The 21,309-nt window shown below is 63.4% G+C and carries 19 protein-coding genes; 8 read left to right on the top strand and 11 right to left on the bottom strand.

What is annotated here, in order from left to right; all coding sequences use genetic code 11:
* Positions 1-19: 19 nt before the first annotated feature.
* The 4 genes from LB571_RS16680 to LB571_RS16665 form a co-directional block, all read right to left on the bottom strand.
* Entirely contained in the window at positions 20-1,123 is a 1,104-nt protein-coding gene (locus LB571_RS16680) for an ABC transporter ATP-binding protein (RefSeq protein ID WP_411961376.1), read from the bottom strand.
* The gene (locus LB571_RS16675) at positions 1,123-2,058 is read right to left on the bottom strand and encodes a carbohydrate ABC transporter permease (protein ID WP_224596079.1); all 936 of its coding nucleotides are present in this window, start codon (positions 2,056-2,058) and stop codon (positions 1,123-1,125) included. Before LB571_RS16675 ends, LB571_RS16680 begins: the two co-directional genes overlap by 1 nt.
* Positions 2,051-2,944: a carbohydrate ABC transporter permease gene (locus LB571_RS16670; RefSeq protein ID WP_140661686.1), complete on the bottom strand. Its 894-nt coding sequence runs from the start codon at positions 2,942-2,944 to the stop codon at positions 2,051-2,053. The genes LB571_RS16675 and LB571_RS16670 overlap by 8 nt, the downstream gene beginning before the upstream one ends.
* A gap of 97 nt (positions 2,945-3,041) precedes the next feature.
* The gene (locus LB571_RS16665; RefSeq protein ID WP_015315675.1) at positions 3,042-4,280 is read right to left on the bottom strand and encodes an ABC transporter substrate-binding protein; all 1,239 of its coding nucleotides are present in this window, start codon (positions 4,278-4,280) and stop codon (positions 3,042-3,044) included.
* Positions 4,281-4,682: 402 nt separating this feature from the next.
* Between LB571_RS16665 and LB571_RS16660 the strand changes: the two genes are divergently transcribed.
* Entirely contained in the window at positions 4,683-5,732 is a 1,050-nt protein-coding gene (locus LB571_RS16660; protein WP_224596073.1) for a LacI family transcriptional regulator, read from the top strand.
* Here LB571_RS16660 and LB571_RS16655 read toward each other — a convergent pair.
* Positions 5,714-6,586, bottom strand: a complete 873-nt coding sequence (locus LB571_RS16655; protein WP_224596070.1) for an NAD(P)H-dependent oxidoreductase — start codon at positions 6,584-6,586, stop codon at positions 5,714-5,716. The genes LB571_RS16660 and LB571_RS16655 overlap by 19 nt on opposite strands.
* Before the next feature lie 95 nt (positions 6,587-6,681).
* On the opposite strand from LB571_RS16655, the gene LB571_RS16650 reads away from it, so the two are divergent.
* A complete protein-coding gene (locus LB571_RS16650) occupies positions 6,682-7,614 on the top strand; it encodes a LysR family transcriptional regulator (protein ID WP_015315672.1) in 933 nt (310 codons plus the stop codon).
* Positions 7,615-7,663: 49 nt separating this feature from the next.
* On the opposite strand, the gene gndA is transcribed toward LB571_RS16650, so the two are convergent.
* The 6 genes from gndA to LB571_RS16620 all read right to left on the bottom strand — a co-directional run bounded on the left by gndA (position 7,664) and on the right by LB571_RS16620 (position 13,459).
* Positions 7,664-9,088 (bottom strand): NADP-dependent phosphogluconate dehydrogenase, encoded by a 1,425-nt coding sequence (gndA, locus tag LB571_RS16645; protein WP_224528964.1) that lies wholly within the window; start codon positions 9,086-9,088, stop codon positions 7,664-7,666.
* A gap of 116 nt (positions 9,089-9,204) precedes the next feature.
* Positions 9,205-10,839 (bottom strand): copper resistance CopC/CopD family protein, encoded by a 1,635-nt coding sequence (locus LB571_RS16640; RefSeq protein ID WP_224596067.1) that lies wholly within the window; start codon positions 10,837-10,839, stop codon positions 9,205-9,207.
* Between the two features lie 52 nt (positions 10,840-10,891).
* Complete coding sequence (locus LB571_RS16635) at positions 10,892-11,410, bottom strand: YcnI family protein (protein WP_140721101.1); 519 nt, start codon at positions 11,408-11,410, stop codon at positions 10,892-10,894.
* Positions 11,411-11,447: 37 nt separating this feature from the next.
* The gene (locus LB571_RS16630) at positions 11,448-11,990 is read right to left on the bottom strand and encodes a copper chaperone PCu(A)C (RefSeq protein ID WP_224596065.1); all 543 of its coding nucleotides are present in this window, start codon (positions 11,988-11,990) and stop codon (positions 11,448-11,450) included.
* A gap of 94 nt (positions 11,991-12,084) precedes the next feature.
* Positions 12,085-12,441, bottom strand: coding sequence for a DUF2946 family protein (locus LB571_RS16625; RefSeq protein ID WP_224587523.1), 357 nt, complete (start codon positions 12,439-12,441; stop codon positions 12,085-12,087).
* Between the two features lie 115 nt (positions 12,442-12,556).
* The gene (locus LB571_RS16620; RefSeq protein WP_224596063.1) at positions 12,557-13,459 is read right to left on the bottom strand and encodes a GntR family transcriptional regulator; all 903 of its coding nucleotides are present in this window, start codon (positions 13,457-13,459) and stop codon (positions 12,557-12,559) included.
* 204 nt (positions 13,460-13,663) lie between these two features.
* On the opposite strand from LB571_RS16620, the gene LB571_RS16615 reads away from it, so the two are divergent.
* From LB571_RS16615 to LB571_RS16590, 6 genes are all read left to right on the top strand, one after another.
* On the top strand, positions 13,664-15,169 hold the full coding sequence (locus LB571_RS16615; RefSeq protein ID WP_015315665.1) for a UxaA family hydrolase: 1,506 nt from the start codon (positions 13,664-13,666) through the stop codon (positions 15,167-15,169).
* Between the two features lie 61 nt (positions 15,170-15,230).
* Positions 15,231-16,229 (top strand): aldo/keto reductase, encoded by a 999-nt coding sequence (locus tag LB571_RS16610; RefSeq protein WP_015315664.1) that lies wholly within the window; start codon positions 15,231-15,233, stop codon positions 16,227-16,229.
* Between the two features lie 335 nt (positions 16,230-16,564).
* Positions 16,565-17,557 carry an ABC transporter substrate-binding protein gene (locus LB571_RS16605; RefSeq protein WP_224596058.1) on the top strand — a complete coding sequence of 331 codons (993 nt, stop codon included), beginning with the start codon at positions 16,565-16,567 and terminating at the stop codon, positions 17,555-17,557.
* A 153-nt stretch (positions 17,558-17,710) separates the two neighbouring features.
* Positions 17,711-19,264 carry a sugar ABC transporter ATP-binding protein gene (locus tag LB571_RS16600; RefSeq protein WP_224596055.1) on the top strand — a complete coding sequence of 518 codons (1,554 nt, stop codon included), beginning with the start codon at positions 17,711-17,713 and terminating at the stop codon, positions 19,262-19,264.
* Positions 19,261-20,226 carry an ABC transporter permease gene (locus LB571_RS16595; protein ID WP_015315661.1) on the top strand — a complete coding sequence of 322 codons (966 nt, stop codon included), beginning with the start codon at positions 19,261-19,263 and terminating at the stop codon, positions 20,224-20,226. The genes LB571_RS16600 and LB571_RS16595 overlap by 4 nt, the downstream gene beginning before the upstream one ends.
* 64 nt (positions 20,227-20,290) lie before the next feature.
* A complete protein-coding gene (locus LB571_RS16590; protein WP_140823915.1) occupies positions 20,291-21,307 on the top strand; it encodes a zinc-binding alcohol dehydrogenase family protein in 1,017 nt (338 codons plus the stop codon).
* Positions 21,308-21,309 lie beyond the last annotated feature (2 nt).

Genomic DNA, 21,309 nt, shown 5'->3' with positions numbered 1-21,309 from the left:
GAGGATGGTTTCTTGGGAGCTACATCCGGTTGCCGGATGGAGTATCGAACAGCGAGGCGCGGGCAGGATCAAAGCCGATCCGGATCGGGTCGCCATTGCGCAGCGTTTTTTCCGCCTCGACACGGAAGGAGAAAATGCGGCCGCCGAGCTTCGTCCACACCAGCGTATCGGAGCCCATCGGCTCGACGATCTCGACGGCGGCATCGGTGGCGAAGGGCATCGAATTCGCGGCCTCGCCAAAGGCAACGTGCTCGGGGCGAATCCCGAACACGCAAGGCCCGCTCTTGTTGCCGGCGCCGTCGAAGCCATAGCGATCGAGCGGTATGGCCAAATCCCCGGTCTTGAACACCGCCGTCGTGCCGGTCTCCAGCTGCCCCTCGACGAAATTCATCGCAGGCGAACCGAGGAAGCCGGCGACAAACCGGTTGACCGGGCGGTTGTAGATGGTCTGCGGCGCGTCGAGCTGCTGGATGACGCCGCCCTTCATCACCGCGATGCGGTCGGCCAGCGTCATCGCCTCGATCTGGTCGTGGGTGACATAGATCATCGTGTTCTGCAGCTTGCGGTGCAGAAGCTTGATCTCGACACGCAGCTCCGAACGCAGCTTGGCATCGAGATTGGACAGCGGTTCGTCGAACAGGAAGACGTCGACATCGCGCACCAGCGCCCGTCCGATCGCCACGCGCTGGCGCTGGCCGCCGGAAAGGGCCGCCGGCTTGCGCTGCAGCAACGGCTCGATCTGCAGGATCTCGGCGGCGCGCGCGATGCGCTTGGCGATCTCGTCCTTGGCGATGCCGGCGACACGCAGCCCGAAGGACAGGTTCTTCTCCACCGTCATTTGCGGATAGAGCGCATAGGACTGGAAGACCATGCCGATGCCGCGGTCCTTGGGCTCTTCCCAGGTGACGTTCTTGCCCTTGATGAAGATGCGGCCTTCCGAAATGTCGAGCAGGCCAGCGATGCAGTTGAGCAAGGTCGACTTGCCGCAGCCGGAGGGTCCGAGCAGCACGATGAACTCGCCTTCGGCGACATCGAGATTGAGCGTCTGCAGCACCGAGACCGCGCCAAAGTTCAGCGACAGGTCCTGGATCGAAACGCTGGTGCCGTTCGCCGCCATCGCCATCACCCTTTCACCGCGCCGGCGGCGATGCCGCGCACGAACAATTTGCCGGAAATGAAATAGACGATCAGCGGCACCAACCCGGTCAGGATGGTGGCGGCCATGTTGACGTTGTATTCCTTCACGCCTTGCACCGAATTGACGATGTTGTTGAGCTGCACCGTCATGGGATAGGTGTCGGGACGGGTGTAGACGACGCCGAACAGGAAGTCGTTCCAGATGCCGGTCACCTGCAGGATGATGGCGACGACGAAGATCGGCAGTGACATCGGCAGCATGATGCGCAGGTAGATGCCCCAGAAGCCGGCGCCATCGACGCGCGCCGCCCGGAACAGTTCCTCCGGCATGGATGTGAAATAATTGCGGAACAGAAGCGTCAGGATCGGCATGCCGAAAATGGAATGCACGATCACCAGGCCGGTAAGGCTGCCATAGAGGCCGATCTCGCGCAGGATGATGACGATGGGATAGATCATCACCTGATAGGGAATGAAGGCGCCGACGATCAGGATGACGAAGAAGGTGTCGGCGCCCTTGAAGCGCCAGTTGGCCAGCGCGTAGCCGTTCACCGAGGCGATTGCGATCGACAGGATCACCGAGGGAACGGTGATGCGCACCGAATTCCAGAACCCGCGCGAGAGCCCGTCGCAATTGAGGCCGGTGCAGGCCTGCGACCACGCCTTGACCCAGGGCTCGAAGGTGATCTCGAGCGGCGGCGAGAAAATGTTGCCGAGGCGGATCTCCGGCATGCCCTTCAGCGAGGTGACGACCATCACATAGAGCGGCAGAAGATAGTAGAGCGCCACCACGATGAGCGTGCCGTACAGGAAAATGTTCCGGCGCGAGAACACGTGCCGCGGCTTTGGTCCGCTCGGGCCGGAGGCGCCAGCCCGGAGGTTTGACGACGTGGCGGACAAGGAGACGGCATGATCAGACACGCTTGCGGCCTCCGAATTCGAGATAGGCCCACGGCACGATGACGATCATCACCGACAGCAGCATCATGGTCGAGGCGGCAAAGCCCTGGCCGAGATTCTGGGCGAAGAACATGTAGTCGTAGACGTATTTGGCCGGCACTTCGGAGGCGATGCCCGGCCCGCCGCTGGTCTGCGCGACGACGAGGTCATAGACCTTGACGATGCCGGACGCGATGATCACCAGCGTGGTGATGAACACCGGCCGCATCATTGGGATGATGATGAACAGATAAGTCTTCCACATGGGAATCCCGTCCACCCGTGCGGCCTTCCAGATGTCCTCGTCGATGCCGCGCAGGCCCGCCAGCATCAGGCACATGATCAGCCCTGTACCCTGCCAAAGCGCCGCGATCGATATGCCGTAGATGACGATGCTGGAATTGTAGAGCGGATTGAAATCGAAGCTGGCCCAGCCGAGGCTTCGTACTACGCCCTGGACGCCGAAATCCGGATTGAGCAGCCATTGCCAGACAAGGCCGGTGACGATGAAGGAGAGCGCGAAGGGGTAGAGGAAGATGGTGCGGAACGTGTCCTCGAAACGGATCTTCTGGTCGAGCAGGGCCGCCAGCAGAAAACCGATCACCAGCGAGAACACCAGTGAGATCACACCGTAGATCAAGAGGTTCTCGATCGAAATCAGCCAGCGCGGCGTCGCCCACAGCCGGTAATATTGGTCGAGCCCGACGAAATTCAGCCGCGGCAGCAGCTTCGAATTGGTGAAGGAGTAGAGCACCGTCCACGCGGTGCCGCCGACAAAGACCACCATTGCGGTGAGGATCATCGGGATCGAAGCGACCTTCGCATTGAGATTGCGGAAGAGTTGGCTCGGGCGTTCGCTCTTGCTCATCGGTACAGCCGTGCTGGATCGGATAAGGGCGGAAAGTCAGCACGCCTTGGCTCCCGGCCCTGCCTGGCAAGGTCGGGAGCGGACGGCTCGTCGGTCGTCAATCAGCCGAAGCGATGATGTCGGCGAAGCGCTTCTGCGCCTCTTCGAGGCTCATGTCGGGCTTGGCGAAGAACTCCGAGAACAGGTCCTCCTTCTGCTTCTGGCTGTCCTGCGAGAGCAGCTGGTCCGTCCATGGGATGACCGCGCCCTTGGCCAGGATAGCGAGGCCTTTCTTCATGCAATCGTTGGCCGCGTTGAGATCGACGTCGCCGCGCACCGGCAGCGAGCCCTTCTTGAGGTTGAAGGCGACCTGGGTCTTGGGATCGAGCAGCGTCTCGGCCAGCACCTCCTGCGCCTTGGCCTTGTCGGCGTCCTTGAGCAGCGGGAAATAGAAGGCGTCGCCCCCTGTAGCGATGACCTCGTTCAGGCCGAGGCCGGGAAGGCAGGTGTAATCCTTGCCGGCGGTCTTGCCGGCGACCTGGAACTCGCCCTGTGCCCAGTCACCCATGATCTGGCCGCCGGCCTTGCCGGTGATGACCATGTTGGTGGCCTGATTCCAGTCCTGCACATTCGTGTTCTTGGCCATCTTGCGCGCATCGTCGGCCGCTTTGAACACCTTGGCGACTTCAGGACCGGCTGCGAACTTGGCGTCCTTGTCCTTGTAGACCTTGAGGAAGGTGTCGGTTCCGCCGACCGCGGCAAGCAGCACGTCGAAGGCGCCCGATGCCTGCCAGGCCTGCCCACCGACCGCGAGCGGCACGATGCCTGCCTTCTCCAGCGCCGGAGCGGCGGCCACATACTCGTTCCAGTTCTTCGGCACCGGCACGCCGGCCTTCTCGAACGCCGCGTTCGACAGCCACAGCCACTGCCAGGAATGGATGTTGACCGGCACGCAATAGATCTTGCCGTCGATGGTGCAAGAGTCGAGCAGGCTCTTGGGCCGTACCACTTCCGTCCACTTGCCCTTGGTGGCGACATCGGTGAGATCGCGCATCAGGCCAGCCTGAACCAGCTCTTCCGCTTGCCTGCCGTGATTGAACTGCGTGGCCCCCATCGGATCGCCGCCGGTGATGCGGCTGATCATGATCGGCCGCGCCGTGCCGCCGGATCCGGCGATGGCGCCGTCGACCCAGTGATTGCCGGTGGCGTCGAATGCCTTGGCGAGTTCGGCGACCGCCGCCGCCTCGCCGCCGGAGGTCCACCAATGGGTGACTTCCAGATCGGTCGCGGCCGCCGGCCCGGCAAAGTTGAGAGCAACCGTCGCGGCAAAGGCAGCGGTCAGGAATTTGTATCGCATTTCGGCTTCCTCCCAGAAATCTGAAACGTTACAGATTTTCGATACGGCAATTGAAGACCATACGCAACCCCTTCCGGCAGAATGTCACTTTGACATTTTTCGAGCTGCGAACAAAATCATCTCGCTGCCGCGGCATTGTGCGATGCATTATGCAAAACTGCACCGCGCTCTAGGCAAAAGCCGCAAGAAACTTGCCAGAAGCACGTTTCCCTCTGAATCCCAACGTTTTTTCGCCTCGCGGCTGACGGCGTCTTTTTGCGTCCGCCAGCGCCCGTGTACACCGATCGTGACAAACTGTAACGTTTCAGTATACTGCTTCCACTGCAGGTGACGCGCCATGGGGAGCGGCCGCAACATTGCCGGGCTGCCCGGCGGCTGCTATGCGCCTGATGGGCGGGACGGATGGACAAACAGCGCATGGCCAGGGATGACGAGGCGACGGCACAGGAGCGGCCGACGCTGAAGACGCTTGCCTTCATGACCGGGCTCGGCGTCACCACCGTCTCGCGGGCCTTGAAGGACGCGCCCGAGATCGGCGCCGAGACCAGACGCCGAGTCCAGCTCGTGGCCAAGCAGATCGGCTATCGGCCGAACCGCGCCGGCGTGCGCCTCAGGACCGGCAAGACCAATGTCATCAGCCTCGTGCTCAACACTGAGCACGAACTCATGAGCTTTGTCTCCGACATCATCTATGGCGTCACGGAAGTCATCGCCGACACGCCCTACCACCTGATCGTGACACCCTATTCGCGCTCGCAGGATCCGCTGGATCCGGTGCGCTATCTCGTGGAGACCGGCTCCGCCGACGGCGTCATCATTTCACGCACCGAGCCGAACGACCCCCGCGCCCGCTACATGCTGGAGCGCGGCATTCCCTTCGCGACCCACGGCCGCACCGATATGGGGCTCGTGCATCCCTATCATGATTTCGACAATTACGCCTTCGCGGCCGAGGCGGTGCGCCATCTGGCCGGCCTGGGCCGCCGCCGGCTCGCTTTGGTGACGCCGCCGGTGGGTTTGAGCTACTACCGCCACACGGTCGACGGCTTTGCCGACGCTCTGAGCGAAGTCGGCGCCAGCGAGGTACCGTTCAACACCGTTTCGATCGACCACTCGATCGAACAGATCAGGACGAGGACCGCGCAGCTGATGCGGCGCGACATCAGGCCGGACGGCATCGTCAGCAGCGCCGCCGCCGCGACCCTCGCCATCGTCGCCGGCATCGAGGACGCCGGCCTCAAGCTCGGCCGCGACGTAGACGTGGTGTCGAAGCAATCGTCGGAACTGCTGCATCTGTTCAGGCATGAATTGCTGGTCGTCAACGAAGACTTCCGCCTGGCCGGGTCCGAACTCGCCCGCTCGGTGCTCGGCTGGATCGGCGGCGCCGCGCCCGGCTCGCTGCAGAGCCTGAGCGAACCGAAGGGCGTCGTGGCCTATCGGCGCTCTGACTGAGCGTCTGCCCGGATCTGATCGGGCAAGTCCACATGCATCCCGTCAAACCAGGAACCGTTCTGGTCGGTAGCCCCGCGGTTCACATGAAGTCCGAAGCCGGTTGCTCCCGGATCGGCTAGTTCGGCACGAAGCCGCATGCTCGGGACCAGATAATCGCCACCATTCTGCCGCCGATAGGGAATGGGCGCAGTGGTCGCCAGTGTCCGCATCCGTTCGCGCAGGCGCTCGGCGACAAGCTCGAAGCCAGCTGCATCGAGACGGTCCGCGCTGTAGATCACGAACGGCGGAAGCACGTTGTACCCCGGATAATAGAGGATTCCGTGATTGATCGGGAACAGCAGGTCGTCGATCGGTCCGTTGACGCCGCGCGGGGAATAATGATCCTCCCAACCGCCGGCTGTCACAATCAGCATCGCTCGCTTGCCCGCGAGTGTGCCCTCGCCGTACCGGTCACCCCATCGCTTGTCGCTATGTTCGCCGACGCCATAGGCGAAGCCGTAGGCGAAGACCCGATCGACCCATCCTTTCAAAATCGCCGGCATGGTGAACCACCACAGCGGAAACTGCAGGATCAGCGCATCGGCCCAAAGCAGCTTCTCGATCTCGGTCTTGACGTCTCCGGTCAGCGCATTGGATTCGTATGCTTGTTTGGAGGCAGCCACCGGCACCAGCCGCGCGCCTGGCGAAAGCTCGGGGAAGTCAGCACGGTCGACCTCCGATTTCCAACCGTCCGCATAGAGGTCGGACACCCGAACCTCGTGGCCTTGAGCTGTGAGTTCCTTGACGGCGACGTCACGCAGCGTGCCGTTGAGCGACCGTGGCTCGGGATGGGCAAAGACAAGTAGGACTTTCATGATTCGTCGATCCTCTGTTGGAAACATTGACCCTGAGATAGCCAACAGCCGCATCATCCGCTACATGTCGAGAATGCATAATATTCTGCCGATTAATGGATAAATCAGCTGTCACGCTCGAGCGCATGCGCACCTTTGTGCGCGTTGCTGAACGAGGCAGTCTGTCGGCGGTCGCGCGTGAACTCGGGATCGGCCAGTCGACAGTCACGCGCCATTTGAGGGAACTGGAGGAGGCCGTCGGCGTCGCCCTGCTCAGCAGGACCACCCGGCGTGTCACGATGACCGATGAGGGCAGCCGCTATTATGCAGACAGCGTGCAGATCCTGCGCCTTGTCGAACAGGCGGGCGACGAGGTTCGCGGCACGCGCGCGGCGCCCGCGGGCACGATCCGGCTCTCCTGCACCGCCGCCATTGGGGTGCTGCATGTCAGCCGGCTTATCTTCGCGTTTCAGGACCGCTATCGCGACATCGGCGTCGATCTCAGCCTCACCGACGAACGCATCGACCTCGTCATGGAAGGCGTCGACATCGCGCTTCGTCTCGGCCCGCTCACCGACAGTTCCATGAAATTGCGAGCGCTCGGCCAATCCCGGCGACTGCTCGTGGGGGCGCCCGACTATCTCGCTGAACGCGGCAGGCCTGAAGGTCCCGGGGACCTGGCCGATCACGAAGGTATCCGGATGTCAAACGTTGCCGGCAGCGACACCCTTGTGCTGCAAGGACCAGACGGCAACCGCCATACAGTGCCGTTTGCAGGGCGCCTCCGGGTCGACCACGGGCTTGCCGCACGCGAAGCCCTGCTCGCCGGGCGCGGCATTGCGCCCGCCCACCAATGGCTTGTCGGCGATCTCCTGGCGTCCGGCCGGCTTGAAGCGATTCTGCCGGACTATGCGCTGCCTTCGGTTCCGCTCAGCATGCTGATCGTCCCCGAACGGGCGGGCATCGCCCGGGTCCGGCTGCTGGTCGATTTTCTTGCCCAACAGGTCGGCGGCATCCCCGGAATCGAGAAGCCACATGTGGAGCGGTGAGTATTCCGGCACGGCAGCCAAGCTAAGCCGGATGTCTTCATAGCGTGATCTAGCCAGCCGCGCCGCTGCCCCACGGTCCGTGGAACGCGCCCTGCTCGCCGATGCGCTCGAAACCATGCGCCCCGAAGAAGTCGCGCTGCGCCTGGATCAGGTTCGAGGTGCCGCGGCCCTGGCGGTAGCTGTCGAAATAGGCAAGAGCCGAAGACAGTGCAGGCACCGGCGCGCCGGCTTCGGAAGCCCTCGCCACGACGCGCCGCAGCGACGGATGCGCCTCCTGCATCAGGCTGATGAAGGCAGGCGCCATCAACAGGTTGGTGGAAGCGCCACCACTGAAAGCCTCGGCCATCGTGTCGAGCATCTGCGAGCGGATGATGCAGCCGGCGCGCCAGATCTTGGCGATGGTCGGCATCGGCAGGTTCCAGTTGAACTCCTTCGAAGCGCCGCTCATCACCGCGAAGCCCTGCGCGTAGGCGGCGATCTTGCCGGCGAACAGCGCCAGTTCGAGGTCTTTCAGCAGCGCGTCCTTGTCGCCGGAAATCCTGGTCACGCCGATATTGCTATAGGCCTTTTCCGCCGCCTGCCGCTCGTCCTTGATCGACGACAGCACGCGCGCCGCCACCGCCGCTTCGATCGCGGTTGCCGGAATGCCGAGCTGCTGCGCCTCGATGACGGACCATTTGCCGGTGCCCTTCTGGCCGGCGCGGTCGAGGATGATGTCGACCACCGGCTTCCCGGTCTTCGGATCGTCGGCGGCGAGCACCTTGGCGGTGATCTCGATCAGGTAGGAATTGAGCCGGCCCTTGTTCCAGTTGGAAAATACCGTGGCGATCTCCTTCGGCCCCATGCCCAGGCCGTCACGCAGGATGCCGTAGATTTCGGCGATCATCTGCATGTCGGCATATTCGATGCCGTTATGGATGGTCTTGACGAAATGCCCGGCGCCGTCGGTGCCGAGCCATGCGGCGCAAGGTTCCTCCTTGAACTTGGCGGAGATCGCGGTCAGCACCTTCTCGACGCGCTTCCAGGAGTCTTCCGTGCCGCCGACCATGATCGAGGGTCCGTGGCGCGCGCCCTCCTCGCCGCCGGAGACACCCATGCCGATGAAGGTCAAACCCGAGCCAGAGAGCTCGGAGAAGCGCCGCATCGTATCGCGGAAATTGGCATTGCCGGCATCGATGACGATATCGTTGTCGGACAGCACGCCACGCAGCGCTTCGATCTGCTCGTCGACCGGCTTGCCGGCCAGCACCATGATGATGATCGGACGCGGCGGCCGGATCGCGGCGGCGAGTTCCTCCAGGCTGTAGCAGGGGACGACCATGTCCCTGAGCGCACCGGAATTCTCGACGAAAGCGTCGGTGCGTGCCCTTGTGCGGTTGAAGACGGCGATGCGGTGCCCGTGCTCGGCGATGTTCAGCGCCAGGTTGGAGCCCATAGTGCCAAGGCCGATCAGGCCGATTTCGGCTTTTTCCATCGTTTCTTCCCTGCTTTCGGATCTGGTGTTTTCGAGCTTGCGCTCATTGTTGCTTGAATGATTGACGGCCCTTCAGGCCCGCGTCAACCGCCTCGCCCAATTGTGTGGCTGGGGCGTTACGGTCTGATGTCGACCGGCGCCTCGATCTTCACCATCTCGAAGTCCGAGACCAGGATGTCTATGCGCACCATCCAGCGGCCGGGTACCGGGATGATGAGGTTGTCGACACGCCAGCTGCCGTCGCCGGGCCTGGTCGCCGCGCGCTTCAGCGGTTCGATGCCGGAATCGGGCTTCGACAGCACCAGCGTCACCTCCTTGGCGTCGAGCGGTCCGAAATCGCCGGTCATGATGATCATCGAGGCGACCACCGGCCCCGCATGGCCTGGCGTGATGCTGAGATCGGCCATCGCCTGCAGCGCATGGATGTGGACCGAAACCGGCTGCGCCGCCGCGATCGCCAGTGCTCGTGGCGGCGGCGTGAAGCGCCAGCCCGCGGCGACTCCGAAGATCGCCAGCACGATCAGCACTTCGACGCTGACCGAGCGGGTGAGCCTGCGTTGCACCTCGGTCGCTCCCGCCTCGGCCGAAGCAGTGAGCTTCCAGCGATTGACGGCAGCGAGCATGAACAGGAAGACCAGCAACGCGAGCTTGACCAGCAGCAGCCGGCCATAGGCTGTGTCGGCCAGCGCCGAGGGTATCTGCACCTGGATCACGGCCAACACGATGCCTGCCGCGGCAAGCAAGGCCACCACAGGCAGGATTGCCCATGAGAAGTGGTGCAGGAATTCGACGGCGCCCGCCGCTTGACGCTTCAGCGCGAGACCGAGCGGCACCAAGGCGCCGGCCCAGAAAGCGATGCCGACGCCATGCAGGAAGACCAGCGGCCGTGTCAGCCATTGCGGCTCGGCCGCACTGGCATGGCCGCTGGCGGCGAGTGCGACGCCGACGCCAGCCAGTCCGGCAAGGGCAAGCGGCCTGGCGGCCGCGCGCGGTCCGGCCAGCGACAGCAGGCCAAGTCCCAAGGCGACCAGGGCGATCAGCACCGTCCAGCTGAAGCTGGTGCCGAGCCCGGTGCGCCAGATCACCGGCTGCGCCAGATGGGAGAGCGGCGCCCCCAGCGCATCGAGACCCTGAAAGCCCAGCGACAAGGGTGCCGCCACCAGCCCGCACAAGATCGCGGCCGCGACGAAGCGCTGGCCGGCACGGCCAGCCCCGGCCAGCCAGGCAAAGGCGAACGCGCCGCCAATGCCGAGGAAAAGGCCTATGTAGAGAAAAACCTTGCCGATCCAGATCGCCGACCGCAGTGGCCAGTCAATCGCCTCGGAGACGGCCGGCGGCTCGCTTGGCGCGCCGATGGAAAACAGCAGCGAGCCGCCGACCGGATGGCCGTCGGCGGAAATGACACGCCAGCTCAGCACATGCGTGCCGGATTTGAGCGCCCGCGGATTGTCGATCTCGACCGTCTGGTCGCCGAGACGGAAGTCGGTCAGCGGAACCGGGGTGCCGTCGGGCATCACCAACGTCAGCACCAACGGCGAGACCGGCTCGCTGAAGGTCAGCGAGAACCGCGCTGGCGCCTGCGCCAGCACCGCACCGTCGGCCGGATCGGTCTTGATCAGCGCCGCATGGGCAAGGGCCTGGCTTGTCGAGGCCATGACGATGAGCGCCATGGCCGCGGCGAGCAGCCCGCCGGCAATCCAGCCGACGAGCTTGCTGTTCGTATCGACTATCCAGGAAGGTATTGCGATCATGCCATGCCATGGGGATGCGGCGCTCCGACAGGCAGAGCGCCAGGGAGAAAAGCTATTTCTTCGGCGTGAGCTTGATGCCGGGCGCCGGGTTCTCCAGCGCGTCCTCATCCTGTCCGGCCGCCGGAATCTCGATCCAGCGGGCGGCGGCATCGCCGCATTCCTGCACCACCGGGAAGTACAGCTTCTGGCCGGCGGGCAGGTCGGCCGTCAGCGTCGCCCGGAAGATGAACTCATCGTAGAATTCATCCGGCAGATTGCCGCCGCTCCAGTCGACTTCCTTGACCCCATCGGCAACCGCCTGACCATAGAGCTGGTAGGATTTCTCGTACTTGCCCTTCTTGGTCTGCAGCGTCCAGCCCGACTTGGGCATCGGCTTCACCGCGATCACCCCTTCCGGGATCTGCACGCGCACCGCCGTCGTGGCCTTGCCGTCGCAACCGTGCGGCACGCGCAGCACAGCCTTGTAGGTCGAGCCGACTGCCGCCTCCTGGGTCTCGAGCGTGATGTGCGCGAAGGCGGCATTTGTCCCCAGCACGAGAAACGCGCCGGCCGCCAAAAGATATTTGTTCATGATGGTCCCTCAGATTCAAAATTGGTGATTGGCGCGATCAATTGGCGTGGTCGTCCATGCCGCCCATTTCGCCCATCCCTTCAACGGCGAACTCGACATTGACCGTGCCGGCCTTCTCGAAGGTCAGCGTGGCGGCGAATTTTTCACCCTGCTTGGGTTGCCGCTTCAGGCCGATGAACATCAGGTGGTAGCCACCGGGCGCCAGCGCGACCTTGCCGCCTGCCGGGACTTCCAGGCCACCATCCACTGGCCGCATGGTCATGACGCCGTCCTTGACGCCCATTTGATGCAGCTCGGCCTTTTCCGAGACGTCGGAGGAAATCGACAGCAGCCGGTCCGGTGTACTGCCCTTGTTGACGATGGTGAAATAGCCGCCGGCCACCTTGGCGCCGGCTGGCGTGGCGCGCGACCAGGGGTGTTCGATTTCGAGACCGCCGACCTTGAATTCATGCGCCAGGACGGCCTGGGCGCCCAGGAAGACAAGCGCGAGGGCCAACGCGGCAATGCCGAAATCGGCTTTGAAGCGGGACAGGGTGCGGCCGAACACAGTGCCCGCCGATATACGGAAAGAATGGGACATGGTTGCTCCACGACGTGATGATCGCGCCGTCGCCGGTCGCGAATGCTTGATCTTGGATGAGTACGCTCGCGAAAGGTTCCGCAAGCAAGCAGGCTCAAGCCGCCAGTGGCGGCGCGCGCGGGTTCGATGGGGAGCGTTCGCGGGCGAAGTCGAGATGCGTGGTCGCCGGGAAGACGAAGGCGACGGTCTCGAAGGAAAGGGACGCAAGTGCAAGCCCGGCATCGGCCGGCGGCGCATAGGCCGGCGAAAACATGCTGCAGCCGAGTGTGCAGCAGGCCGGCGGATGGGACGGGTGCTGGTCGCCGCCGGGAAGCTGTGTGGCGCCATCGTGGGTACAGATGACGTTGCCGAAGGCATCGAGCTGCGCGGTATCAGGCCCGATGCTGAAGGCGAACGCACCAAGTGTCGACTGGAGCAACAGCAGACAGGCCGCGACAAGCGCGACCGGCATGCTCCAGCGTCTCTCCCGGCGGTTCACCATTTGCCTCTTCAAATCGATGACTATCCCTACCACGGCAGCCAGAGGTCGAAAATCGTCAATTCCATGCTGCGGCAACACGGCAGGATCAGTTCTTTTGGGATGGCCGGCTTTCCGGGATGGAGGTCAGCAATGTCTGGCGGGCCGACTTCAGGTGCTTGCGGCAGGCGGCATCGACCTTGCCGAGATCGCGCGACTTGAGCGCCTCGATATAGGCAAGATGCTCGCCGATCGCGACTTCGTTGCGCTCGCGTTCCTGTGCCTTGTTCCACTGGTAGTGGTAGTGGAAGATCATGGCGATGACGTCGTAGAAATCGACGATGAAGCGGTTGCGTGAGGCGCGATGAATGAGCCGGTGCAAGCGCTCGTCCAGCTCCGAGAACTCATTGAAACGCGTCGCGATCTCGCGTGCCAGAACGCGGTGTTCCCCTTCCAGCCGATCGAGATCGCCCCATACCGGACTGTCCTGCGGCAGCGCCGTGAAGGCGGCGGCCGAGCGCAATTCGAACATTTCGCGGATCTCGGTCAGTTCCAGCGCGAAGGCCCGCGTGAAGCCTTTCAGCACCCAATGGCTGTTGCGGCGTTTTTCGATCAGGCCGAAGCGGGAGAAGCGGATCAGGAACTCGCGTACGCTGGTGGTGCCGACGCCGATCTCGCGCGCCAGTTCGAGCTCGTTGATCTGCATGCCGGCCTCGGCGCCGCCGGCCAGCAGCCTGCGCATGAAGGACCGTTCGATGATCTCGGCCAGCGTGTCGGTCTCTTCCTCGGGAAAGAAATCATCCGAACGTGGATTGCGCAGCACCGTCTTGGCGCGCTTGTTCCAGGCGATCAGCCCGGTCTCTTCCATGCGCGCCAGGATGCTGCGCACGGTCGTGCGGCTGACTCCCAGCAAGGCGCCAAGTTCCGGTTCCGAAGGCAGGCTGCGCGTCTCGTCGAGCAGCCTCAGACAACGGTTATAGGCGTCCTTGTAGACGTTGTTGCTCTTCGACATCCCTGACCCGTTGCACGCCAGCGCTTGCAGCGGCCGGCTTGAAGCGCAATATGACGTTCCATCGTCTGCAGCGCCACCACTTACCCAGAGCGGAACCGCCGTGAAAAAACAATTGACGCAAAACTGTTTTTTCACGATAAAAGACATTATCTCTTAATAGGCGCGTGTCAATCCGCGCATCCAGGATCACCCAGGAAACCGCCCGTGAACGTCTCGAATACCATTCTTCTGTCCCCCGCCGACAATGTCGCCGTTGCCAATGGCCGCATCGAGATCGGCACCGCGCTGCCGGGCGGTGCGCTCGCTGCCACCGTCATCGAGCCCGGCCACAAGGTGGCGATCAAGCCGATTGCCGCGGGTGAAGCCGTGGTCAAATACGCTCAGGCGATCGGTCGCGCCACGCAGGACATCGCGCCCGGCGAGCATGTCCATTCGCACAATCTGGTCTTCGAGGCCGGCCGCCTCCCCGTGGTGCCGCCAAGCGAGGCCGAGCATGCGACTGAAGCGGACCGCGCCCGGACATTCATGGGCTATCGCCGCGCCGACGGCCGCGCCGGCACGCGCAACTTCATCGGCATCATCGCCAGCGTCAATTGCTCGGCCACCGTCTGCCATTCGATCGCCGACACCGCCAACCGGACCCTTTTGCCGAAATATCCCGGGATCGATGGCTTCGTGCCCATCGTCCACGGCCAGGGCTGCGGCATGAGCGGCACCGGCGACGGCATGATGGTGCTGCACCGCACGCTTGCCGGCTATGCCCGCCACCCGAATTTCGGCGGCGTGCTGATGGTCGGGCTCGGCTGCGAGGTCAACCAGCTCACGCTTTACGGCCAGAAGGGTGCCGCCGCCGGCAAGCGCCACTTCAACATCCAGGATGCCGGCGGGTCGCGCAAATCGGTCGAAAAGGCGATGGGCGTGCTGGCCGAGATCGCCGAGGAAGTCGGCCAGTTGAAGCGCGAGCCGATCCCCGTCAGCGAGATCGTCGTCGGCCTGCAATGCGGCGGCTCCGATGGCATGTCGGGTATCACCGCCAATCCGGCGCTGGGTGCGGCCGTCGACATCCTCGCTGGCGTCGGCGGCATCGGCATCCTCTCCGAGACGACGGAAATCTATGGCGCCGAGCACCTGCTCGCCTATCGCGCCGCAAGCCCCGAGGTCGCCAAGAAGCTCGATGGCTACGTGAAATGGTGGGAGGATCACGTCGCCAAGCATGGCGCCTCGATCGACAACAATCCGTCGCCCGGCAACAAGCGCGGCGGCCTAACCACCATCCTGGAAAAGTCGCTGGGCGCGGTCGCCAAGGGCGGCCAGACGCCGCTTAACGGCGTCTTCGGCTACGCCGAGAAGGTCACCGGCAATGGGCTGGTGTTCATGGATACGCCCGGCTACGACCCGGTCTCTGCCACCGGTCAGGTCGCGGGCGGCGCCAATGTCATCGTCTTCACCACCGGCCGCGGCTCCTGCTTCGGCTGCCGGCCGACCCCCTCGATCAAGGTCGCCACCAACTCGACCATGTATCACCAGATGGAAGAGGACATGGACGTCAATTGCGGCGTCATCGCCTCCGGCGAAAAGACCATTGCCGGCATGGGCCGCGAGATCTTCGAACTGATCGTCGAGACGGCTTCGGGCCGGAAGACCAAGAGCGAGGATTTTGGCTACGGGGACAACGAATTCGTGCCCTGGCATCTCGGCGCGACGCTCTGATTTCGATTGATATCTGATAGACTGCCCGGCCGGACAAGTGGCCGGGATAGGGAGGTTGCGCATGGAAAAACGCCGCATCGGCCAGACCGCGTTGGAGGTCACCGAAGTCAGTTTCGGCGGCGCCGCGATCGGCGGCCTCTACCGGGCGTGTTCGCGCGAAGCGGCGATGGAAACGCTGCAGGGCGCGTGGGAGGCGGGCCTGCGCTATTTCGACACCGCGCCCTTCTACGGTTTCGGCCTGTCGGAACGGCGCTTCGGCGATTTCCTGCGCTACAAGCCACGTGATTCCTATGTGTTGTCGACCAAGGTCGGCCGCCTGCTTCACCCGGTGCCCGAAGATCAGGTGCCAGACCACTCCTATGTCGATCCGCTGCCCTTCGCGCTGGACTACGACTATTCCTATGACGGCATCATGCGCTCGGTCGAGTTCAGCTATGCGCGCCTTGGGCTAAACAGGATAGACATCCTGTTTGTCCACGATATCGGCGTTTACACGCACGGTGTCGAGAAAACCAAATTGCACTTTCGCCAGTTGATGGACGGCGGCCTCAAGGCGCTCGAGGAGCTGAAGCGGGCCGGCACGATTTCCGCCTACGGGCTCGGCGTCAATGAAGTCCAGATCTGCCTCGACGTGATGCGCCGCGCGCCGCTCGACTGCATCCTGCTCGCCAGCCGCTATTCCTTGCTCGACCGCAGCGCGGAAGCCGAATTGCTGCCGCTGTGCCGGGCGCAACGCACCTCGCTTGTCATTGGCGGGGTTTTCAACTCAGGCATATTGGCGACCGGGCCGGTGCAAGGGGCGCATTTCGACTACCAGCCCGCCAGCCGCGATGTTCTCGACCGTGTCGACGCCATGGAGAAGATCGCCGCTGAAGGTGGCTACCCGCTGCCCGCCGCCGCGTTCCAGTTTCCTTTGCACGAACCCGCGGTCGCCACTGTGCTGACCGGTACCGCAAAATTGGCAAACCTGACGCGCAACCTCGAACTGCTCGATATCGACGTGCCGGAGACGGACTATGCCAGGTATCGTCCCTACACGGTGGTGCAGGAACTGCATTGAAGCGCATCTTCGCGATGTGCACGGGCGCGCGACCCGCCTTCGCGATGTCGCGATCCAGAGAAGAATGAATATTCCATGTTGACTGATCTATGGAATTAATATTCCATACCTTCACAGAACGGAAACGGGAGCGCCTGACCGCGACAAGGGAGAGCCGCCGCTGGGGGAGTCATTGTCGGGCAGTTGGAGAACTGGCTGAAACACCGCTTGCATCGGCTGGATCGATGCACTATCAAAACGGTGCAACTGTTTTTTATTGATAAAGTTCTGTTTGGGCCACGCCTATCCGGACGGAGCTTCCGTTAACGTTCACCGGGCGACTTAGGGAGGATCCTATGAAATTCGTGACCAACATTCTCAACCGCCGCGCCGTCATGGCCCTGGCGGCAGCATCGATGCTCACCGGCGTCATGCATACCGCACCGGTTTCGGCGGCGGATGTGACCATCCCGATCATTGTCAAGGACACCACGTCCTTCTACTGGCAGATCGTTCTGGCCGGCGCCCGCAAGGCCGGCAAGGATCTCGGCATCAACGTGCCGGAACTCGGCGCCCAGGCCGAGACTGACGTCAACGGCCAGGTCTCGATCCTCGAGAACGCCGTCGCCAGCAACCCGGCCGCGATCGTGATCGCGCCCACCGAGTTCAAGGCGCTGGGCAAGCCGATCGATGAAGCGGCCGCCAAGGTCAAGGTCATCGGCATCGACTCCGGCGCCGACTCCAAGGCCTTCACCTCGTTCCTGACCACCGACAACGTGCAGGGCGGACGCGTCGCCGCGGACGGCCTTGCCGCCGCCATCGGCGCCGCCAATGGCGGCAAGATCGAGGGCGACGTCGCCCTGATCACCAACGCTCCCGGCGCCGGCTCGCTCGAACAGCGCAAGCAGGGCTTCACCGAGCAGCTCAAGGCAAAATATCCCGGCCTGAAGCTGGTCGCCGACAAATACGCCGACGGCCAGGCCACCACCGGCCTCAACATCGCCACCGACCTGATCACCGCCAATCCGAACCTCAAGGGCATCTTCGCCTCTAACCTGATCATGGCACAGGGCGTCGGCCAGGCCGTCGCCGAGAACAACCTTGGCGGCAAGCTGGCGCTGGTCGGCTTCGACAGCGACGAGAAGCTGATCAAGTTCCTCAACGACGGCGTCATTTCCGCCCTCGTCGTCCAGGATCCCTACCGGATGGGCTATGACGGCATCAAGACCGCGCTCGCCGCCTCGAAGGGCGAGAAGGTCGAGGCCAATGTGGACACCGGCGCCAATCTGGTGACCAAGGCCAATATGAAGGACCCTAAGATCGACGCGCTGCTCAATCCCAAGCTCTAAGCAGCCGGCGTTCAAAACCGCTTCCGGGGCCAGAGGCCCCGGAAGCATCCGCCGCCAAAGCGGCTTGGCGATCAGCCCGTTTGGCCGGGCTGCCTGAAAGACGACCGCAGCCTCGCCGAATGCCAACCGCGAGGCCAATCTGGGAGGATTGTCATGACGCCGACGGCGCAGGAACTGCATCCGGCCCCCGTGCTGGAACCTGGCAGGACCATCCTCGAACTGCGCGGGCTGGAAAAACGCTACCCCGGCACCCATGCGCTGAAGCCGGTCAATCTCGCCTTCAAGTCAGGCGAAATCCACGCCATCGTCGGAGAGAACGGCGCCGGCAAATCGACCCTCATCAAACTCCTGACCGGCGTCATGCCGCGCACCTCTGGCGAGGTCCTCTGGGAAGGCCAGCCGGCAGCCCTGGCGACGCCGCATGAAGCGATGGCGCTCGGCATCAATGCCGTGCACCAGGAAGTCGTGCTGTGCCGTCACCTGACGGTCGCCGCCAACATGTTCCTTGGCGAGGAAAATTCCCGTTTCGGCATCCTGCAGCAGCGCGCCATGGTCAGGGAAGCGCAGACGATCATCGACGATCTCGGCTTCGACCTGCCGGCGCATGTCGTGCTGGGTGATCTCACCATCGGCCAGCAACAGCTGATCGCCGCTGCCCGCGCCACGGTGCGCGGCACCAAATTCCTGATCTTCGACGAACCCACGGCCTACCTCACCCGCAAGGAGGCCGACCAGCTTTTCACGCTGATCCGGCGCCTGAAGGGTGAAGGCGTGACGATCATCTACATCAGCCATCGCATGGAGGAGGTCTTCGAACTCGCCGACCGGGTTTCCGTGCTGCGCGACGGCACGCTGGTCGGCACACGCAATATCGCCGAGACCAATGATGCCGAGCTGGTCAAGATGATGATCAACCGCTCTATCGAACAGGTCTATCACAAGGAGCATTTCACGCCGGGCGCTCCGATCGTCGAAACAAGGAACCTGTCGGGCAAAGGCTTCGAGAACATCTCGATGATGGTGCGTGCCGGTGAGATCGTCGGCCTCTACGGACTGATCGGCGCCGGCCGCAGCGAGTTCGTCACCTCGCTCTATGGACGTCATAAGAAGTCGGCCGGCCAGATCCTGTGGGAAGGCAAGGACGTCCAGATCAACTCCGAGCACGACGCCATCAAGCTCGGCATGGCACTGGCGCCGGAAAGCCGCCGCGACCAGGGCCTTTGCCTCAATCTGCCGGTCGGCCTCAACCTCAATTTGCCGATCTACAAGCGCATCTCCAGCAATCTGTTGATCTCGAACGCGAAAGAGAAGGCCGAGGCCGACCGTCAGATCGCCGGCCTGAGGATCAAGACGCCGACGCGCGGGGCGCTGGCGTCGAGCCTTTCGGGTGGCAACCAGCAGAAGATCGTCATCGGCAGATGGCTGGCGCACGGCGCCAAGCTGTTCATCTTCGACGAGCCGACGGTCGGCGTCGATGTCGGCACCAAGGCGGAGATCTATCGCCTGTTCGGCGAGCTGTTGTCGAAGGGCGCCGGCATCATCCTGATCTCGTCCTATTTGCCGGAGGTCTACGAACTGGCCGACACGCTGCACGTGTTCCGGCGCGGCAAGCTGGTGGCCACGCACGGGTTCCACACCGCCAGTCACGAGGACATTCTCACGCAGGCGCTCGCCGAGAAACAAGAAAAACTGGGAGGACAGACATGAGCATCGAGGCGATCCCCGCCGAAAAACCGAAGCGCAACTACAACGTCCTGTTCGGGCTGACGCTGCTGGCGCTGCTGGTGCTGCTCTGGATCGTCCTGTCCCTGGCGACGCCAAGCTTCGCCTCGGGTAACAACATCGCCAATCTTCTGCGGCAGGGCTCGATGATCGCCATCATGGCGGTCGGCCAGACCTTCGTCATCATCACCGGCGGCATCGATCTGTCGGTCGGCGCGGTGGTCGGCTTCGCCACCGTCGTCGTCGCCATGCTGATCAATGCCGGCGTTCCGATCGCGGTCGCCATCCTGATCACCTTGCTCGTCGGTGTCGCCATCGGCCTTTTCCATGGCTTCGGCATCGTCAAGATGGGCTTGCCGCCGTTCATCATCACGCTGGCGACGCTGACCTCGCTGCGCGGCATCGGCCTTTTGATGACCAACGGCAACTCGATCAACATCAACAGCGACAGCTTTACCGCCTTCTCGCGCAATTCCTTTATCGGCATCCCCAATTTGTTCTGGATGGTGATCCTGGTGGGTGTGCCCGCCTATGTCTTCCTGCATCACAGCCGTTGGGGCCGCTACCTCTTTTCGGTCGGCTCCAACGCCGAGGCCTCGCGCCTGTCCGGCGTCAATGTCCAGCGCACCATCTACATGGCTTATACGCTGTCCGGCCTGTGCGCGGCCTTCGTCGGCGTGCTGCTCGCCGCCCGCATCGGCATCGGCAACCCGACCCAGGCCGAGGGCTGGGAACTGCAGGCGATCGCCTCTTCGGTCATCGGCGGCACCTCGCTGTTCGGCGCGGTCGGCTCGGTGCACGGGCCGCTGCTTGGCGCCTTCATCCTGGCCACCATCAACAACGGCGCCAACCTGCTCAACGTCAACTCGTTCTGGCAGCGCATCATCACCGGCGCGCTGATCATCATCATCGTCTACTTCGACGGACTGCGCCGCCGCGGCAAATGACGCATTCCAATCGATCGCCGGCTTGGCGCGGGCCGGCGATTTCTTGAACAGACTGGATCAAAGCATGAAAGCCGTCGTCTGCCGCTCGCCCGGCGACCTTGCTGTCGAAGACCACCCGGCTCCCGGCGCCCCACCTCCCGGCTGGGCTCTGGTGGCGGTCAGCCATGTTGGCATCTGTGGCACCGACTACCATATCTTCGAGGGCAAGCACCCGTTCCTCGTCTATCCCCGCATCATGGGCCATGAGGTCTCCGGCACCGTGATCGAGCGGGGCGAAGGCGTCGACCTCGCCCTTGGCGAACCGGTGATCATCAACCCCTACCTTTCCTGCGGCAAATGCATCGCCTGCCGGCACGGCAAGCCCAATTGCTGTGTCAGGATCGAAGTGCTCGGCGTGCACCGCGACGGCGCGATGTGCGAACAGGTCCTGGTGCCGGCTAAGAATCTCTATCCCACCAACGGCCTGTCGCTCGCCGACGCCGCCGCCGTCGAATTCCTGGCCATCGGGGCGCATGCCGTCCGGCGCGCCCGGGCCGAGCCTGGCGCCCGCACCCTGGTCATCGGCGCCGGCCCGATCGGGCTCGGCACCGCTATCTTCGCCCGCATTGCCGGGTTGGACGTGACACTTCTCGACATGAGCACCGAAAGACTGGTCTTCGCGGCGAGTGAACTCGGCTTTTCGATTCTCGACGGCTCGCAAGGACCCGTGTCCGATCTGGTGCGTGATGCGACCGACGGCGAAGGCTTCGACGTGGTCTTCGACGCCACCGGCAACACGCGATCGGTTCAATCTGCCTTTGCCCACGTCGCGCATGGCGGAGCGCTGGTGCTGGTCAGCGTCGTCAAGGACGATATTGTTTTTTCCGATCCCGAGTTCCACAAGCGAGAAATGACATTGATCGGCAGCCGCAATGCGTTGCGCGCCGACTTCGACCATGTCGCGGCCTCGATCCGCAATGGTGCCGTGCCGTTGGCCAAGCTTGTCACCCACCGCACCACGCTGGCCGATACGCCAGGAGATCTCGCACGCTGGGCGCATGAAAAGTCGGGCCTGATCAAGGCCGTGATCGAGATCGGATAGCC

Origin of the sequence: Mesorhizobium sp. BR1-1-4 (assembly GCF_020165375.1) — a bacterium.
Classification (GTDB): domain Bacteria; phylum Pseudomonadota; class Alphaproteobacteria; order Rhizobiales; family Rhizobiaceae; genus Mesorhizobium; species Mesorhizobium australicum.
Note: the sequence above shows the minus strand (reverse complement) of the source record. Positions and strands in the feature narration are given on the sequence as shown.

What these genes read in the sequence shown, in the direction of transcription:
- LB571_RS16635 (WP_140721101.1), bottom strand. Translation starts at nt 11,410, where the DNA reads ATGAACAAATATCTTTTGGCGGCCGGCGCGTTTCTCGTGCTGGGGACA.
- gndA (WP_224528964.1), bottom strand. Translation starts at nt 9,088, where the DNA reads ATGGAAAAAGCCGAAATCGGCCTGATCGGCCTTGGCACTATGGGCTCC.
- LB571_RS16640 (WP_224596067.1), bottom strand. Translation starts at nt 10,839, where the DNA reads ATGATCGCAATACCTTCCTGGATAGTCGATACGAACAGCAAGCTCGTC.
- LB571_RS16610 (WP_015315664.1), top strand. Translation starts at nt 15,231, where the DNA reads ATGGAAAAACGCCGCATCGGCCAGACCGCGTTGGAGGTCACCGAAGTC.
- LB571_RS16680 (WP_411961376.1), bottom strand. Translation starts at nt 1,123, where the DNA reads ATGGCGATGGCGGCGAACGGCACCAGCGTTTCGATCCAGGACCTGTCG.
- LB571_RS16650 (WP_015315672.1), top strand. Translation starts at nt 6,682, where the DNA reads ATGGATAAATCAGCTGTCACGCTCGAGCGCATGCGCACCTTTGTGCGC.
- LB571_RS16600 (WP_224596055.1), top strand. Translation starts at nt 17,711, where the DNA reads ATGACGCCGACGGCGCAGGAACTGCATCCGGCCCCCGTGCTGGAACCT.
- LB571_RS16670 (WP_140661686.1), bottom strand. Translation starts at nt 2,944, where the DNA reads ATGAGCAAGAGCGAACGCCCGAGCCAACTCTTCCGCAATCTCAATGCG.
- LB571_RS16605 (WP_224596058.1), top strand. Translation starts at nt 16,565, where the DNA reads ATGAAATTCGTGACCAACATTCTCAACCGCCGCGCCGTCATGGCCCTG.
- LB571_RS16625 (WP_224587523.1), bottom strand. Translation starts at nt 12,441, where the DNA reads ATGCCGGTCGCGCTTGTCGCGGCCTGTCTGCTGTTGCTCCAGTCGACA.
- LB571_RS16590 (WP_140823915.1), top strand. Translation starts at nt 20,291, where the DNA reads ATGAAAGCCGTCGTCTGCCGCTCGCCCGGCGACCTTGCTGTCGAAGAC.
- LB571_RS16595 (WP_015315661.1), top strand. Translation starts at nt 19,261, where the DNA reads ATGAGCATCGAGGCGATCCCCGCCGAAAAACCGAAGCGCAACTACAAC.
- LB571_RS16630 (WP_224596065.1), bottom strand. Translation starts at nt 11,990, where the DNA reads ATGTCCCATTCTTTCCGTATATCGGCGGGCACTGTGTTCGGCCGCACC.
- LB571_RS16665 (WP_015315675.1), bottom strand. Translation starts at nt 4,280, where the DNA reads ATGCGATACAAATTCCTGACCGCTGCCTTTGCCGCGACGGTTGCTCTC.
- LB571_RS16660 (WP_224596073.1), top strand. Translation starts at nt 4,683, where the DNA reads ATGGACAAACAGCGCATGGCCAGGGATGACGAGGCGACGGCACAGGAG.
- LB571_RS16655 (WP_224596070.1), bottom strand. Translation starts at nt 6,586, where the DNA reads ATGAAAGTCCTACTTGTCTTTGCCCATCCCGAGCCACGGTCGCTCAAC.
- LB571_RS16620 (WP_224596063.1), bottom strand. Translation starts at nt 13,459, where the DNA reads ATGTCGAAGAGCAACAACGTCTACAAGGACGCCTATAACCGTTGTCTG.